Here is a 17,729-nt window from a genome sequence, read left to right on the forward strand (position 1 = left end):
GATTCGTCTATTTAGATAATAACCGCTTCTTCAACGATTTCAACTAAACGGAAACGCTTAGTAGCAGAAAGCGGGCGAGTTTCCATGATTTTAACGATATCGCCAAGTTTCGCTTGGTTTTGCTCATCATGGGCTTTGTACTTCTTAGAATACTTAACACGTTTTCCGTACAAGGAATGAGTTTTGTAAGTTTCAACTAAAACTGTAATCGTTTTGTCCATTTTGTCAGACACTACACGACCAGTATAAACTTTGCGTTGGTTACGTTCGCTCACTATGCAAACCTCCCCTCAATTTATCGATTAATTCCGATCTCTCTTTCACGAACTACAGTTTTCATACGAGCAATTGCTTTACGCACTTCACGAATGCGAGTTGGATTCTCTAATTGTCCTGTAGCAAGTTGGAAGCGAAGATTAAACAACTCTTCCTTTAAAGCTTTAACTTTTGTTTCGATTTCGGCAGTGGTTAATTCACGAATATCATTAGTTTTCATTAGATTCACCACCATTTTCTTCACGTTTTACGAATTTACATTTCACAGGTAACTTGTGAGCTGCAAGACGTAATGCTTCGCGTGCTACCTCTTCAGATACACCCGCGATTTCGAACATAATTTTCCCAGGTTTTACTACTGCTACCCAGCCTTCTGGTGCCCCTTTACCGGAACCCATACGTACTTCTAGAGGTTTTGCAGTGTAAGGTTTAGAAGGGAAAATTTTAATCCATACTTTACCGCCACGTTTCATGTAACGAGTCATTGCACGACGAGCAGCTTCGATTTGACGGTTTGTAATCCATGAAGCAGCTTGTGCTTGTAAACCGAATTCACCGAAAGCAATTTCAGTTCCACCTTTTGCACGACCACGCATTTTACCACGATGCTCTCTACGATATTTTACGCGTTTTGGCATTAACATATTATTTTCCTCCTTCCTCAGAAGCTTTCTTTTTTGTAGGAAGGACTTCTCCACGGTAGATCCATACTTTTACGCCTAATTTACCGTATGTTGTATCAGCTTCAACTGCTGCATAGTCAATATCAGCGCGAAGTGTATGAAGTGGAACAGTTCCTTCACTGTAAGATTCTGCACGAGCGATATCAGCTCCGCCAAGACGACCAGAAACCTGTGTTTTAATACCTTTAGCACCTGCACGCATAGCACGTTGAATAACTTGCTTTTGTGCACGACGGAATGATACACGGTTTTCTAATTGACGAGCAATGTTTTCGCCTACTAATTTAGCGTTAAGATCAGCTCTCTTAACTTCTAAAATGTTGATGTGTACACGCTTGCCTGTTAATTGGTTAAGAGCTTTACGAAGTGCTTCAACTTCAGTACCACCTTTACCAATTACCATACCAGGTTTTGCTGTGTGAATTGTAACATTTACACGATTTGCTGCACGTTCGATTTCTACTTTAGCAACAGCAGAATCTTTTAAGCGTACATTAATGTACTCACGGATTTTGATGTCTTCATGTAATAATGTAGCGTAATCTTTCTCAGCGAACCAACGAGATTCCCAGTCACGGATAACGCCGACACGAAGACCAATTGGATTAACCTTTTGACCCATCGATTATCCCTCCTTCTTTTCTGATACCACAACTGTGATGTGGCTTGTGCGTTTGTTAATTTGGCTTGCACGACCCATTGCACGTGGACGGAAACGTTTTAACGTTGGACCTTCGTCAACGAAAACTTTCTCAACAACTAGGCTGTTGATGTCCATTTCATAATTGTGCTCTGCATTTGCGATTGCAGATTTTAAAACTTTTTCTACAACTGGAGAAGCAGTTTTTGGTGTGTGGTTAAGGATAGCAATCGCTTCACCCACTTGCTTACCTCGGATTAAGTCTACAACTAAACGAACTTTACGAGGAGCAATACGAACTGTTCTCGCTACTGCTTTAGCTTGCATTGAAGTGCCTCCTCTCATTATCTTCTAGTTTTCTTATCGTCAGCATCATGACCTTTATACGTACGAGTTGGTGCGAATTCACCTAACTTGTGGCCTACCATGTCTTCAGTAACATATACAGGTACATGTTTACGACCGTCATATACAGCGATTGTGTGACCGATGAACTGAGGGAAGATCGTTGAACGACGAGACCAAGTTTTAACAACTTGCTTTTGCTCAGTTTCATTTAGCTTTGCAATTTTACTCATTAAATGATCATCGACAAATGGTCCTTTTTTCAAGCTACGAGCCATTTTGGTGCCTCCCTTCGTGATTGCCGTACGGTTCTCAAAGTGAACCGTACTACAATCCCATTATTTTTTACGACGACGAACGATGAATTTGTCAGACGCTTTGTTTTTCTTACGAGTTTTGAATCCAAGAGTTGGTTTACCCCATGGAGACATTGGAGACTTACGTCCGATTGGTGAACGTCCTTCACCACCACCGTGTGGGTGATCAACTGGGTTCATTACAGAACCACGAACAGTTGGGCGCTTACCTAACCAGCGAGAGCGACCAGCTTTACCGATCTTGATAAGTTCGTGTGACTCGTTACCAACTTGACCTACAGTTGCACGGCAAGCAGATAATACAAGACGCACTTCACCAGAAGTTAAACGTACAAGAACGTATTTACCTTCTTTACCAAGTACTTGTGCAGATGTACCAGCAGAACGAACTAATTGTCCACCACGACCTGGTTTAAGCTCGATGTTATGAACAACAGTACCTACTGGAATGTTGATTAATGGTAATGCGTTACCGATTTTAATGTCAGCTTCAGCGCCAGACATAATTTCCATACCTACTTCTAAGTTCTTAGGAGCAAGAATGTAACGTTTTTCACCGTCAACGTAGTTAATTAATGCGATATTCGCAGAGCGGTTTGGATCGTATTCGATCGTAGCAACGCGTCCTGGAATTCCATCTTTGTTACGTTTGAAGTCGATGATACGGTATTGACGCTTATGTCCGCCACCTTGATGACGTACAGTGATTTTACCTTGGTTATTACGACCAGCCTTTTTGCTTAAAGGAGCAAGTAAAGACTTTTCGGGTCTGTCAGTCGTGATTTCAGCGAAATCATTCGTAGTCATGTTACGACGACCGTTAGTAGTTGGATTATACTTTTTAATTCCCATCTCAATTTCCCTCCTTCTTTAGTAAGAATTAAACGCCTTGGAAGATTTCGATTTCTTTGCTGTCAGCAGTTAGCTTAACGATTGCTTTACGACGACGGCTAGTAAAACCAGCGTGACGACCAACGCGTTTTGCTTTCGGCTTGTAGTTCATGATGTTCACTTTTTCTACTTTAACACCAAAGATCGCTTCTAGAGCATCTTTAACTTCTGTTTTATTAGATTTAACGTCCACATCGAACGTGTATTTTTTTTCAGCCATCATTTCCATAGAACGTTCAGTGATAACTGGGCGCTTAATGATATCACGAGGATCTCTCATTATGCAAGCACCTCCTCTACTTTTTCCACTGCCGCTTTTGTCATGATTAGCTTATCATGATGAAGCACGTCTAAAACGTTTACGCCATCAGCAGTGATTACTGTTACTCCAGGGATATTGCGAGCAGATAACTCTACAGATTCGTTTGCATCAGCAGTTACGATAAGAGCTTTCTTCTCAACAGTTAATCCTTTAAGTACTGCTAGCATATCTTTTGTTTTTGGTGCATTTAACACTAGGTCTTCAAGAACTACAATGTTGTTCTCAACTACTTTAGTAGCTAATGCAGATTTGATTGCTAAACGACGAACTTTCTTAGGAAGTTTGTACGCATAGCTTCTTGGTGTAGGTCCGAATACCGTACCACCACCACGCCATTGAGGAGAGCGGATAGACCCTTGACGAGCACGTCCAGTTCCTTTTTGACGCCATGGTTTACGACCACCACCGCGAACTTCAGAGCGAGTTTTTACTTTGTGTGTACCTTGACGTAAAGATGCACGTTGCATCATTACAGCTTCGAAAAGTACAGCTTCATTTGGTTCGATACCGAAAATAGCTTCAGCTAATTCGATTTCACCAACCTGTGAACCAGTTTGGTTATATACAGTAACTTTTGGCATTGGAATTCCTCCTTCCTATTGTGAATTATTTGCTAACCTTCACAGCGCCTTGAACAACTACAAGAGATTTCTTAGCACCTGGAACGTTACCTTTTACTAGTAATAAGTTGCGCTCAGTGTCAACTTGAACGATTTCTAAGTTTTGGATAGTAACTTGGTCTCCACCCATACGTCCAGCAAGTTTTTTGCCTTTGAATACACGGTTCGGAGCAACTGGGCCCATTGAACCTGGACGACGGTGATAGCGAGAACCATGAGACATAGGTCCGCGAGATTGTCCGTGGCGTTTGATAACACCTTGGAAACCTTTACCTTTAGAAATTCCTGTTACATCAACGATTTCACCTGTAGCGAATACGTCAACTTTTACCTCTTGACCAACCTCTAATCCGTCCACGTCTGCATCGCGGATTTCGCGAATGAAGCGCTTAGGAGTTGTAGATGCTTTAGCAGTGTGGCCTTGTTCAGGTTTGTTAGTTAACTTTTCACGTTTATCTTCAAATCCTAACTGAATTGCGTTGTAGCCATCAGTTTCAGTTGTTTTCTTTTGAAGAACAACGTTTGGATTAGCAGCGATAACTGTTACTGGGATTAACTCACCGTTCTCAGCAAATACTTGAGTCATACCGATCTTTCTTCCTAAGATTCCTTTGGTCATGAGTTACACCTCCTACATTTTTAAGTTATATAAATTATAGTTTGATTTCGATATCTACACCAGATGGTAAGTCTAAACGCATTAATGAATCTACTGTTTGTGGAGTAGGACTCACGATGTCGATTAGACGTTTGTGCGTGCGCATTTCGAATTGCTCACGAGAATCTTTGTACTTATGAACAGCACGAAGAATTGTGTAAACAGTTTTTTCAGTTGGTAATGGGATCGGACCAGAAACTGTTGCCCCAGAACGCTTAGCTGTTTCTACAATTTTCTCAGCAGACTGATCAAGAATACGGTGATCGTAAGCTTTTAAACGGATACGAATTTTTTCTTTTGCCATTATTTTCCCTCCTTCGTTCGCCTATTTCTAAAATAGACCTTCTCCATGGAAATTTCCCCACACCATGCCATGGCAAAGCGGCCGGGTGTGTCAGCAACCTTCCACTTCATCGCAGTCAAAGACCAACATTGTCTATTATACAATGTTATTCGTCTAGATGCAAGCATCTTTTTGTTTGCATCTGCTTTTCTCTACTTTTGCTATTATACATGGCACTTTAAAGAATTTCAAGTTTTCATCTACCAGAATTCATTTTACAGTTTCTGGGTTTTGTTTATTACTTTTTATATACTATAGAAGAAACTCGTCAAAACATAAAAATATGATTTCATTTATTATATAAACACAAACAAAAACCCCAAGGGAAAATCCCTCGGGGTTTTTTATATCAGTTAAGATTACTCAACGATAGTAGCAACTACGCCGTAACCTACTGTACGTCCACCTTCACGAATAGAGAATTTAGTTCCCTCTTCGATAGCGATTGGAGCGATAAGTTCGATAGTCATTTCGATGTTGTCACCAGGCATTACCATTTCAGTACCTTCTGGTAATTGGATGATACCAGTTACGTCAGTTGTACGGAAGTAGAACTGAGGACGGTAGTTAGCGAAGAATGGAGTGTGACGTCCACCTTCTTCTTTAGATAATACGAAAACTTCAGCTTTGAATTTAGCGTGAGCTTTTACAGAACCGCTTTTTGCAAGTACTTGTCCACGTTGGATGTCTTCACGAGCAACCCCACGAAGTAAAGCACCGATGTTGTCTCCAGCTTGAGCTTGGTCAAGAAGTTTACGGAACATCTCTACACCAGTTACAGTTGTAGAAGCATTTTCTTCAGCAAGACCGATGATTTCTACTACGTCACCAACTTTAACGATACCGCGCTCAACACGACCAGTAGCAACTGTACCACGACCTGTGATAGAGAATACGTCCTCTACAGGCATTAAGAATGGTTTGTCAGTTTCACGTTCTGGAGTTGGGATGTAAGCATCAACTTCAGCCATTAATTCAATGATTTTTGCTTCCCAATCAGCTTCTCCTTGAAGAGCTTTAAGAGCAGAACCTTTGATTACAGGAATGTCGTCGCCTGGGAATCCGTATTCAGATAATAGGTCGCGAACTTCCATTTCTACTAATTCTAATAATTCTTCGTCGTCTACCATGTCGCATTTGTTTAAGAATACAACGATGTAAGGTACACCTACTTGACGAGAAAGAAGGATGTGCTCACGAGTTTGAGGCATTGGGCCATCAGCAGCAGATACTACTAAGATACCGCCGTCCATTTGAGCAGCACCAGTGATCATGTTTTTAACATAGTCAGCGTGACCTGGGCAGTCAACGTGTGCATAGTGACGAGTTTCAGTTTCGTACTCAACGTGTGCAGTTGAGATTGTGATACCGCGCTCTCTTTCTTCTGGAGCAGCATCGATTTGATCGTATCCGCGTGCTTCAGCACCACCAGCTTTTGCAAGTACTGTAGTGATCGCAGCAGTTAATGTAGTTTTACCATGGTCAACGTGGCCGATTGTACCGATGTTAACATGGGGTTTAGAACGTTCGAATTTAGCTTTAGCCATTCTAAATTCCTCCTTAGTTTATATAGGTTATTTTATATTTAGGCTAGAAAGCGAAACTTGCGTCCCACTTTCTAAGCTTACATAAGTAGTTATACGTGAAGAATCGATAAAAATCAATTATTCACCTTTATTTTTTTTGATAATTTCTTCAGAAACAGACTTTGGTACTTCTTCATAGTGGTCAAACACCATAGAGAATGTTCCGCGTCCTTGAGTGTTAGAACGTAATGACGTTGCATAACCGAACATTTCAGAAAGTGGAACCATAGCGCGAACAACTTGAGCGTTACCGCGAGCTTCCATACCTTCTACACGTCCACGACGAGATGTTACGTCACCCATAATGTCACCCATGTACTCTTCAGGAATTACAACTTCAACTTTCATCATTGGCTCAAGAATTACTGGGTTACATTTAGAAACCGCAGCTTTAAGTGCCATAGATGCAGCGATTTTGAACGCCATCTCAGATGAATCGACATCATGGTAAGATCCGTCAACTAATGCAGCTTTAATGTCTACTACTGGATATCCAGCAAGTACACCATTTTTAAGTGCATCTTCAAGACCTGCGCCTACAGCTGGGATGTATTCACGTGGAACAACACCACCGACGATCTTGTTTTCGAATTCGAATCCTTTACCTTCTTCATTAGGTTCAAACTCAATCCAAACGTGACCAAATTGTCCACGTCCACCAGATTGACGAGCGAACTTACCTTCAACTTTCGCAGCAGCGCGGAAAGTCTCACGGTATGCTACCTGAGGAGCACCAACGTTTGCTTCAACTTTGAATTCACGGCGCATACGGTCAACGATGATATCAAGGTGAAGTTCACCCATACCAGCGATGATTGTTTGGCCAGTTTCTTGGTCAGTGTGAGCACGGAATGTTGGATCTTCTTCAGAAAGCTTAGATAATGCTGTACCCATTTTATCTTGGTCAGCTTTTGATTTTGGTTCGATAGCTACAGAGATAACTGGCTCTGGGAATTCCATAGACTCAAGGATAACAAGGCTCTTCTCGTCACAAAGAGTATCACCAGTAGTAGTATCTTTTAAACCTACAGCAGCAGCGATATCACCAGCGTAAACTGTTGAGATCTCTTCACGGCTGTTAGCGTGCATTTGTAGGATACGACCTACACGCTCACGCTTACCTTTAGTTGAGTTTTTCACGTATGATCCAGAGTTTAACACACCAGAGTACACACGGAAGAATGTTAACTTACCAACATAAGGGTCAGTCATGATTTTGAATGCTAGAGCTGAGAAAGGCTCTTCATCGCTAGACTTACGTTCTACTTCTTCATCTGTATCCGGAAGAGTACCTTTGATTGCAGGTACATCTAATGGAGATGGTAGGTAGTCGATAACTGCGTCTAACAGAATTTGAACACCTTTGTTTTTGAATGCAGAACCACAGATTACTGGGAAGAATTCTACAGAAGTTGTAGCCTTACGGATACCAGCTTTAAGCTCTTCTACAGTGATTTCTTCACCTTCTAGGTACTTCATCATCATTTCTTCATCAAGCTCAGCTACCGCTTCAATAAGTTTTCCACGGTATTCTTCAGCTAGTTCTTTATGCTCTTCAGGAATTTCAACACGTTGAATGTCTGTTCCTAAATCGTTACCGTACATGTAAGCACATTCTTCAACAAGGTCAATGATACCATTGAACTCATCTTCAGCACCGATTGGTAACTGAATTGGGTGTGCGTTTGCTTGTAAACGATCGTGGATTGTTCCTACAGAGTATAAGAAATCTGCACCGATTTTATCCATTTTGTTAACGAATACGATACGAGGTACGCCGTAAGTAGTAGCCTGACGCCAAACAGTTTCTGTTTGTGGTTCTACACCAGATTGTGCATCAAGTACTGCTACTGCGCCATCAAGTACGCGTAAAGAACGTTCTACTTCTACTGTGAAATCTACGTGACCTGGAGTGTCAATGATGTTTACACGGTGACCTTTCCATTGTGCTGTAGTTGCAGCAGAAGTAATTGTGATACCACGCTCTTGCTCTTGCTCCATCCAGTCCATCTGAGATGCACCTTCGTGAGTTTCACCGATTTTGTGAATACGTCCTGTGTAATACAGAATACGCTCAGTAGCTGTTGTTTTACCAGCATCGATGTGAGCCATGATACCAATATTACGAGTGTTTTCTAAAGAGAACTCTCTTGCCATTTGGTGTCTTGCTCCTTCCATATATGGATTGGATTTTTTATTTTAAGTAGCAAAAAAGCCACTTTATATTGTTACACATGTCAGTATGTCCAGTACCCTCATTATGTAAAACGAGCGCCCAACGAAAGGGAGAGGCATTCTCCCTCTCCACACTTCCATAAGCGACAAATAAAGCGGTTTATGCTTACATTTATTTTACGTTGAATCCTACCAACGGTAATGAGCAAATGCTTTGTTAGCTTCTGCCATTTTATGAGTGTCTTCACGTTTCTTAACAGATGCACCAGCGTTGTTAGCTGCATCTAAGATTTCGTTAGCAAGACGCTCTTCCATAGTTTTTTCACCACGAAGACGAGCGTAGTTTACTAACCAACGAAGACCTAAAGTTGTACGGCGTTCTGGACGAACCTCAACTGGAACTTGGTAGTTAGCACCACCAACACGACGAGCGCGTACTTCAAGAACAGGCATAATGTTCTTAAGAGCTTGCTCGAATACTTCCATTGGCTCTTTACCAGTACGTTCGCTTACGATATCGAACGCATTATAAAGAATTGTTTGAGATTTACCTTTTTTACCATCAACCATCATTTTGTTGATAAGGCGTGTTACTAGCTTCGAATTGTACATTGGATCTGGTAACACGTCACGTTTTGCAACAGGTCCTTTACGAGGCATATTGAGTTCCTCCTTTCATTAAAAAGTTATTATTTCTTAGCCGCTTTAGGCTTTTTAGTACCGTATTTAGAACGGCCTTGCATACGCTTGTCAACACCAGCTGTATCAAGCGCACCACGAACGATGTGGTAACGTACCCCTGGTAAGTCTTTTACACGACCACCGCGAATTAATACTACGCTGTGCTCTTGTAAGTTGTGACCGATACCTGGGATGTATGCTGTTACTTCAATACCATTTGTTAAACGAACACGAGCATATTTACGTAACGCTGAGTTAGGTTTCTTTGGAGTCATTGTACCAACACGAGTACATACACCACGTTTTTGAGGTGCAGAGATATCAGTTGATTTTTTCTTTAAAGAGTTAAAACCTTTGTTTAACGCAGGTGATTTAGATTTCCATACTTTATCAGTACGACCATTTCTCACTAATTGGTTAATAGTAGGCATTTGATTATCCTCCCTTCGCATGTTTGTATGACCACATATCCAGGTGGTTCATTATTAGTTGAAAACAAAGTTTTTGCAAGGGAGAGCAAATGCTCTCTCCTCACAAAAACAGTTTTAACTTATTATTCCTATTGCTGAAGCTCCCACTTGAATCCCCGCAACTTTTCCAAGTTTACGAACTGATTCAACTTTGGTTATGGGTATGTTATGTTGCAATGCAGTGCGAATGATAACATGGGTTAACCGCATATCAGCATCTTCCGCAATGACAACTTCTTTAACTATACCATTTTTGATTGCTTCCAATGTACGTTTATGACCAACGACTACATTTTCAGCATTTGACACTTTTTGATAAGACATATAAATATCCTCCAAAGCATCGTTCAGGAGCAACCTTGCTTATAGTAACATTTTGACTCATACAATGTCAACTAGGATTAACTGTTTTTATACAAAATTTACGACGGAAAATTTTACTGTTCCACATAAACTTCATCGTTTTCTACATTCATGTCATCTTGTGTAGTTTTAACAAGATCCACTTTGCGATAACGATTCATACCTGTTCCAGCAGGAACAAGTTTACCGATAATAACATTTTCTTTCAATCCTAGAAGCTCATCGCGTTTACCCTTAATCGCTGCATCAGTTAAGACACGAGTTGTTTCTTGGAACGATGCTGCAGATAAGAATGAATCTGTTTCAAGTGAAGCTTTTGTAATACCAAGTAGAACAGGTCTAGCTGTTGCTGGTTGTTTACCTTGCAGTAACACCTTCGCATTCGCATCAGTAAACTGATGGATATCTAGTAATGTTCCTGGTAATACATCTGTTTCACCTGCATCACTTACACGTACTTTACGTAACATTTGGCGTACCATTACTTCTACGTGTTTGTCACCAATTTCTACCCCTTGCATACGGTATACTTTTTGAACTTCACGTAATAAGTATTCTTGAACTGCCGTAATGTCCGTTACTTTTAGTAATTCTTTCGGATCAATAGAACCTTCTGTTAACTCTTTACCGTGGCTAATTTTCTGTCCTGGAATTACTTTCAGACGTGCACCGTAAGGAATAGCATACGTACGAGCTTCAACTTCACCCTGTACAACTACTTCTTGGCGATCTTTAACATCGTTGATCGCTGCGATAACACCGTCGATTTCACTGATAACAGCCTGACCTTTCGGATTACGAGCTTCGAAGATCTCTTGGATACGAGGTAAACCTTGAGTGATATCATCTCCGGCAACCCCACCTGTATGGAACGTACGCATCGTTAACTGTGTACCTGGCTCACCGATAGATTGAGCTGCGATAATACCTACCGCTTCCCCTACTTCTACGTCTGTTCCAGTTGCTAAGTTACGACCGTAACACTTCTTACATACACCGTGGCGAGTGTTACACGTAAACGCTGAACGAATGTTTACAGTTTCAACACCCGAGTTTTCAACGATATGAGCGATATCTTCAGTAATTAATTGATTTTCAGCAACTAATACTTCACCTGTTTCAGGATGTTTTACAGTTTTTCTTGCAAAACGTCCAACAAGACGATCATATAATGACTCAATAACTTCATTACCCTCTTTAATCGCACCAATTAATAAACCGCGATCTGTTCCACAATCATCTTCACGAACGATTACATCTTGTGCAACGTCAACAAGACGACGTGTTAAGTAACCAGAATCGGCAGTTTTCAGTGCTGTATCGGCAAGACCTTTACGCGCACCATGCGTAGAGATGAAGTACTCAAGTACTGTTAAACCTTCACGGAAACTTGATTTGATTGGAAGTTCGATGATACGACCAGATGGATTGGCCATCAGACCACGCATACCAGCAAGCTGAGTAAAGTTCGATGCGTTACCGCGGGCACCAGAATCACTCATCATGAAGATTGGGTTGCGTTTATTCAAGGATTTCATCAGTTTTCCTTGGATAACATCTTTTGCATTACTCCAAATAGAGATAACGCGATCGTAACGTTCTTCTTCCGTGATTAAACCGCGACGGAATTGTTTAATTACATTATCTACTTTTGCTTGTGCTTCGTGGAGAATTTCATCTTTTTCACCTAATACAAGAATGTCAGATACCCCAACTGTAATACCAGCTTTTGTAGAGTATTTGAATCCTAAGTTTTTCATACGGTCAAGCATGCGAGACGTTTCTGTAATTTTGAAACGTTTAAACACTTCCGCAATGATGTTACCAAGGATTTTCTTGCTGAATGGCGCCACTTCTTCGCGACTAGCAATAATCTCTTTAATGTTCGCACCTTTTTCAACGAAATATTTCGCTGGTGTTTCTTTTTCAAGGTTTGAATTTGTTGGTTCATTAATATAAGGGAACGACTCTGGTAAGATTTCGTTAAATATTAATTTACCAACTGTTGTTAATAGAAGCATACTCTTTTGCTCTTCAGTAAATGTTGCGTTGTTTACTGCACTTGCAGCTACTGCAACACGCGTATGAAGATGTACATATCCATTTTGATATGCAAGTAATGCTTCGTTCGCATCTTTGAAGACCATACCTTCACCGATTGCACCTTCACGCTCAAGTGTTAAGTAGTAGTTACCTAATACCATATCCTGAGATGGAGTAACAACTGGTTTACCGTCTTTCGGGTTCAAGATGTTTTGTGCCGCTAACATAAGAAGACGAGCTTCTGCTTGTGCTTCTGATGATAAAGGTACGTGAACAGCCATTTGGTCACCGTCAAAGTCCGCGTTGTATGCAGTACATACAAGTGGGTGAAGACGGATTGCGCGACCTTCTACTAATGTAGGTTCAAACGCCTGAATACCAAGACGGTGAAGTGTTGGTGCGCGGTTTAGAAGTACTGGATGTTCTTTAATCACAGATTCTAAAACGTCCCAAACTTCAGGTTGTACACGCTCGATTTTACGTTTCGCACTCTTAATGTTGTGTGCTAATCCTTTTTCAACTAACTCTTTCATTACGAAAGGTTTGAACAGTTCAAGCGCCATCTCTTTCGGTAATCCACATTGGTACATCTTTAAGTTCGGTCCTACAACGATTACAGAACGACCAGAGTAGTCAACACGTTTACCTAATAAGTTTTGACGGAAACGTCCTTGTTTACCTTTAAGCATGTGAGATAGAGATTTTAATGGACGGTTACCTGGTCCAGTAACTGGACGGCCACGACGACCATTATCGATTAATGCGTCTACAGCTTCTTGTAACATACGTTTTTCGTTTTGAACGATAATGCTTGGTGCACCTAAGTCCAATAGACGTTTTAAACGGTTATTACGGTTAATTACACGACGGTATAAGTCGTTTAAGTCAGAAGTAGCAAAACGTCCACCATCTAACTGTACCATTGGGCGTAGTTCTGGTGGGATTACTGGTAGAACATCTAAGATCATCCAAGATGGCTCATTTCCAGAGTTACGGAATGCTTCTAATACTTCTAGACGTTTAATAGCACGAGTACGGCGTTGTCCTTGTGCTGTTTTTAATTCTTCTTTTAAGAAGTCTACTTCTTTATCTAAATCGATGTCTTGTAATAGCTTTTTAATCGCTTCTGCACCCATAGCAGCTTGGAATGTGCTACCATATCGATCACGATATGCACGGTATTCTTTTTCAGAAAGTAATTGCTTCTTATCAAGTGGTGTATCTCCACTTTCTGTTACAACATAAGAAGCGAAATAAATTACTTCTTCAAGCGCGCGAGGGGACATGTCTAAGACAAGTCCCATGCGGCTCGGGATACCTTTGAAATACCAAATATGAGATACAGGAGCAGCTAATTCGATATGACCCATACGTTCACGACGCACTTTCGCACGCGTTACTTCAACACCACATCGATCACAAACTACACCTTTATAACGTACACGTTTGTATTTTCCGCAATGACATTCCCAGTCCTTTTGTGGTCCGAAAATACGCTCACAGAACAAGCCATCTTTTTCAGGCTTTAACGTACGATAGTTAATTGTTTCTGGTTTCTTAACTTCACCGTATGACCAAGAACGAATCTTGTCAGGTGAAGCAAGTCCAATCTTCATATATTCAAAGTTATTTACATCTATCAAGGGGCCTACCTCCCTTTTAGTCTACAGGTTATCCCAATTATTCCTTAGTTGTCTCAACTTCGACATTCAATTTGTCTGCTGATTGATGATCATCGTCATCTTCTGTATCACGCATTTCAATTTCTGTATCGTCGCTAGACATCATTTTAACGTCCATACCTAAACTTTGCAGCTCTTTAATCAATACTTTGAATGATTCAGGAACGCCTGGTTCTGGAACATTTTCGCCTTTAACAATTGCTTCATACGTCTTAACACGTCCAACAACATCATCAGACTTCACTGTTAAGATTTCTTGAAGAGTATAAGCAGCACCATAAGCTTCAAGTGCCCAAACCTCCATCTCACCGAAACGCTGTCCACCGAACTGAGCTTTACCTCCAAGAGGCTGCTGCGTTACAAGTGAGTATGGTCCAGTAGAACGAGCATGAAGTTTATCGTCAACCATGTGCGCAAGTTTGATCATATACATGACACCAACAGATACACGGTTATCGAATGGTTCACCAGTACGTCCGTCATACAGGATTGTTTTCGCGTCATTTGCCATACCAGCTTCTTCAATTGTGCCCCAAACATCTTCCTCACGAGCACCATCGAATACTGGTGTTGCAATGTGAATGCCAAGGTATCTTGCTGCCATACCAAGATGAAGCTCTAATACCTGACCGATATTCATACGAGATGGTACCCCTAATGGGTTTAACATGATATCGATTGGCGTACCGTCTGGTAAGTAAGGCATATCTTCTTCTGGTAAAATACGAGAGATAACACCTTTGTTACCGTGACGTCCGGCCATCTTGTCACCTTCAGAAATTTTACGTTTTTGAACGATATATGCACGCACAAGTTGATTCACGCCTGGTGGCAATTCGTCGCCATCTTCACGGTTGAATACTTTTACGTCTAAGATAATACCGCCACCACCGTGTGGTACACGTAGTGATGTATCACGTACTTCACGCGCTTTTTCTCCAAAGATAGCATGTAATAGACGTTCTTCAGCTGTTAATTCTGTTACACCTTTAGGTGTTACTTTACCAACAAGTAAATCTCCATCTTTTACTTCCGCACCAACGCGAATGATACCGCGCTCGTCAAGGTTGCGTAATGCATCTTCCCCAACGTTTGGAATATCACGTGTGATTTCTTCTGGTCCAAGCTTCGTATCACGAGCTTCTGACTCATATTCTTCAATATGAATAGAAGTATACACATCATCTTTTACAAGGCGCTCACTCATAATGATCGCATCCTCGTAGTTATAACCGTCCCAAGTCATGAAGCCAACAAGCACGTTACGTCCAAGTGCTAGTTCACCTAATTCCATAGAAGGGCCATCCGCAAGGATTTCACCTTTTACAACTTCATTTCCAACACTTACGATTGGACGTTGGTTGTAGCAAGTTCCTTGGTTAGAACGAATGAATTTTTGCATTTTGTAGCGATCTAAGTCGCCTTTTACTGTTTGACCGTCAACTTCTACATAGCGACGTACCCAAACTTCACGTGCTTCTACGCGTTCAACAACACCAGGGTGTTTACAGATTACTGCAGCACCTGAGTCTTTTGCTGATACGTACTCCATACCTGTACCTACAATCGGAGATTCCGGATTCATTAACGGAACCGCCTGACGTTGCATGTTCGCTCCCATAAGTGCGCGGTTAGAGTCATCGTTTTCTAAGAACGGAATACAAGCTGTCGCTGCCGACACTACTTGTTTTGGTGATACATCCATGTAGTCGATGCGTTCTTTATTTGTGACAATGTTTTCACCACGGAAACGAGCTACGATATCTTCATCAAGGAATTCTCCTTCTTCAGATAATTTCATATTCGCTTGGGCTACAACATAATTATCTTCTTCATCTGCTGTTAAATAATCAACATGCCCTGTTACAAGACCAGTTTCTGGGTCAACACGACGGTATGGTGTTTCAATGAAACCAAACTCATTTACTTTCGCGAATGAAGATAATGAGTTAATCAAACCGATGTTTGGTCCCTCTGGTGTTTCAATCGGACACATACGACCATAGTGAGAGTAGTGAACGTCACGTACTTCAAAGCCTGCGCGCTCACGCGTTAAACCACCAGGTCCTAATGCAGATAGTCTTCGTTTGTGAGTTAACTCTGCTAATGGGTTTGTTTGGTCCATGAACTGAGATAACTGAGAACTTCCGAAGAACTCTTTAATAGATGCAATAACAGGACGAATATTAATTAATGCCTGTGGTGTAATTGCATTTGTATCTTGGATCGACATTCTCTCACGAACAACACGTTCCATACGAGAAAGACCGATACGGAATTGATTTTGTAATAGTTCTCCAACAGAACGCAGACGACGGTTTCCTAAGTGGTCGATATCATCTGTATCCCCTACTTTGTATAGTAGGTTGAAGAAGTAACTGATAGAAGCAAGGATATCACCTGGTGTGATGTGTTTTACATCACGAGTAATGTTTGCATTACCAATTACATTAATTACACGTTCGCCTTCTGACTCAGGAGCATAAATCTTAATAGATTGCAGCTCAACATCGCCTTCTACCACTCCACCCATTGGTTTCGCTGTTTTGAATCCAATGTTTTTCTCTAAGTAAGGTAAAATGCGATCAAGTGTACGACGATCTAAGATTGTTCCTTCTGTCGCTAAAATTTCACCAGTTTCTGGATCCACTAATGTTTCAGCTAAACGTTGATTAAACAATCTGTTTTTAATGTGTAACTTCTTGTTGATCTTGTAGCGACCTACATTTGCTAAATCGTAGCGCTTTGGATCGAAGAAACGAGACACAAGTAAGCTCTTAGCATTTTCTACTGTTGGTGGTTCACCAGGGCGTAGACGCTCATAAATTTCAAGCAATGCTTTTTCTGTGCTATCTGTGTTGTCTTTTTCTAATGTGTTGCTTAAGTATTCGTTATCACCTAAAAGCTCGGTGATTTCTTGATCAGAGCCAAACCCTAATGCGCGTAACAAAACAGTTACAGGAAGTTTACGCGTACGGTCAATACGCACATATACAACATCCTTAGCATCTGTCTCATACTCTAACCAAGCTCCGCGGTTTGGAATTACAGTAGCAGTAAAACCACGTTTTCCGTTTTTATCCACTTTGCCACTATAGTATACGCTTGGAGAGCGAACTAACTGGGAAACGATAACACGTTCTGCACCGTTAATTACGAATGTTCCAGTCTCTGTCATGAGTGGGAAATCTCCCATGAACACATCTTGTTCTTTTACTTCACCAGTTTCCTTGTTGATTAGACGCACTTTTACACGAAGTGGTGCTGCATACGTCACATCACGCTCTTTGCATTCGTCTACAGAGTATTTAGGTTCACCTAAGCTGTAGTCGATAAATTCAAGCGATAGATTTCCCGTAAAGTCTTCAATCGGAGAAATGTCTTGGAACATTTCTCGCAAACCCTCATCAAGAAACCACTGATAAGAAGAGGTTTGAATTTCGATAAGATTTGGTAACTCTAATACTTCACTAATACGGGCATAACTTCTTCGTTGGCGGTGGCGTCCGTATTGAACTAGTTGACCTGTCAACTGCTTCACCCCTCAAATCATGAGTATTATAAATGCACAAAAAAATTTGTGCAAAATCACAAATAAATACAACTACTGCTATTTAGCGTAGTCTTTTTTCTC

The 17,729-nt window shown here is 41.1% G+C and carries 18 protein-coding genes; all 18 read right to left on the reverse strand.

Annotated features, from left to right (window positions below; translation table 11 throughout):
- Positions 1–11: 11 nt before the first annotated feature.
- The 18 genes from rpsQ to rpoB all read right to left on the reverse strand — a co-directional run bounded on the left by rpsQ (position 12) and on the right by rpoB (position 17,627).
- Complete coding sequence (rpsQ, locus tag RCJ96_RS25575) at positions 12–275, reverse strand: 30S ribosomal protein S17 (protein WP_000004106.1); 264 nt, start codon at positions 273–275, stop codon at positions 12–14.
- A 20-nt stretch (positions 276–295) separates the two neighbouring features.
- Positions 296–496 (reverse strand): 50S ribosomal protein L29, encoded by a 201-nt coding sequence (gene rpmC, locus RCJ96_RS25580; protein WP_000855718.1) that lies wholly within the window; start codon positions 494–496, stop codon positions 296–298.
- Entirely contained in the window at positions 486–920 is a 435-nt protein-coding gene (rplP, locus tag RCJ96_RS25585; protein WP_000928969.1) for a 50S ribosomal protein L16, read from the reverse strand. Before rplP ends, rpmC begins: the two co-directional genes overlap by 11 nt.
- 1 nt (position 921) lies before the next feature.
- Positions 922–1,581 (reverse strand): 30S ribosomal protein S3, encoded by a 660-nt coding sequence (rpsC, locus tag RCJ96_RS25590; protein ID WP_000529956.1) that lies wholly within the window; start codon positions 1,579–1,581, stop codon positions 922–924.
- Positions 1,582–1,584: 3 nt separating this feature from the next.
- The gene (gene rplV, locus RCJ96_RS25595; protein ID WP_001148025.1) at positions 1,585–1,926 is read right to left on the reverse strand and encodes a 50S ribosomal protein L22; all 342 of its coding nucleotides are present in this window, start codon (positions 1,924–1,926) and stop codon (positions 1,585–1,587) included.
- A gap of 17 nt (positions 1,927–1,943) precedes the next feature.
- A complete protein-coding gene (gene rpsS, locus RCJ96_RS25600) occupies positions 1,944–2,222 on the reverse strand; it encodes a 30S ribosomal protein S19 (protein WP_000124453.1) in 279 nt (92 codons plus the stop codon).
- Between the two features lie 60 nt (positions 2,223–2,282).
- Entirely contained in the window at positions 2,283–3,113 is an 831-nt protein-coding gene (rplB, locus tag RCJ96_RS25605) for a 50S ribosomal protein L2 (RefSeq protein WP_000511580.1), read from the reverse strand.
- 28 nt (positions 3,114–3,141) lie between these two features.
- On the reverse strand, positions 3,142–3,432 hold the full coding sequence (rplW, locus tag RCJ96_RS25610; RefSeq protein ID WP_001205558.1) for a 50S ribosomal protein L23: 291 nt from the start codon (positions 3,430–3,432) through the stop codon (positions 3,142–3,144).
- The gene (gene rplD / locus RCJ96_RS25615) at positions 3,432–4,055 is read right to left on the reverse strand and encodes a 50S ribosomal protein L4 (RefSeq protein ID WP_001127258.1); all 624 of its coding nucleotides are present in this window, start codon (positions 4,053–4,055) and stop codon (positions 3,432–3,434) included. The genes rplW and rplD overlap by 1 nt, the downstream gene beginning before the upstream one ends.
- Positions 4,056–4,080: 25 nt before the next feature.
- Entirely contained in the window at positions 4,081–4,713 is a 633-nt protein-coding gene (gene rplC, locus RCJ96_RS25620; protein ID WP_000160207.1) for a 50S ribosomal protein L3, read from the reverse strand.
- Positions 4,714–4,747: 34 nt separating this feature from the next.
- Positions 4,748–5,056 (reverse strand): 30S ribosomal protein S10, encoded by a 309-nt coding sequence (rpsJ, locus tag RCJ96_RS25625; RefSeq protein ID WP_001040596.1) that lies wholly within the window; start codon positions 5,054–5,056, stop codon positions 4,748–4,750.
- A 398-nt stretch (positions 5,057–5,454) separates the two neighbouring features.
- Positions 5,455–6,642: an elongation factor Tu gene (gene tuf, locus RCJ96_RS25630; protein WP_001029614.1), complete on the reverse strand. Its 1,188-nt coding sequence runs from the start codon at positions 6,640–6,642 to the stop codon at positions 5,455–5,457.
- A gap of 117 nt (positions 6,643–6,759) precedes the next feature.
- A complete protein-coding gene (fusA, locus tag RCJ96_RS25635) occupies positions 6,760–8,838 on the reverse strand; it encodes an elongation factor G (RefSeq protein WP_000090372.1) in 2,079 nt (692 codons plus the stop codon).
- A 207-nt stretch (positions 8,839–9,045) separates the two neighbouring features.
- Positions 9,046–9,516, reverse strand: a complete 471-nt coding sequence (gene rpsG / locus RCJ96_RS25640; RefSeq protein WP_001137493.1) for a 30S ribosomal protein S7 — start codon at positions 9,514–9,516, stop codon at positions 9,046–9,048.
- Between the two features lie 29 nt (positions 9,517–9,545).
- Positions 9,546–9,968, reverse strand: a complete 423-nt coding sequence (gene rpsL / locus RCJ96_RS25645) for a 30S ribosomal protein S12 (protein ID WP_001142340.1) — start codon at positions 9,966–9,968, stop codon at positions 9,546–9,548.
- A gap of 114 nt (positions 9,969–10,082) precedes the next feature.
- The gene (locus tag RCJ96_RS25650; RefSeq protein ID WP_000121830.1) at positions 10,083–10,331 is read right to left on the reverse strand and encodes a 50S ribosomal protein L7ae-like protein; all 249 of its coding nucleotides are present in this window, start codon (positions 10,329–10,331) and stop codon (positions 10,083–10,085) included.
- Between the two features lie 113 nt (positions 10,332–10,444).
- On the reverse strand, positions 10,445–14,056 hold the full coding sequence (gene rpoC / locus RCJ96_RS25655; protein WP_000567937.1) for a DNA-directed RNA polymerase subunit beta': 3,612 nt from the start codon (positions 14,054–14,056) through the stop codon (positions 10,445–10,447).
- Positions 14,057–14,093: 37 nt separating this feature from the next.
- Positions 14,094–17,627 carry a DNA-directed RNA polymerase subunit beta gene (rpoB, locus tag RCJ96_RS25660; RefSeq protein ID WP_074610579.1) on the reverse strand — a complete coding sequence of 1,178 codons (3,534 nt, stop codon included), beginning with the start codon at positions 17,625–17,627 and terminating at the stop codon, positions 14,094–14,096.
- Positions 17,628–17,729: the final 102 nt, after the last annotated feature.

This window comes from Bacillus sp. BSL6, assembly GCF_052928345.1.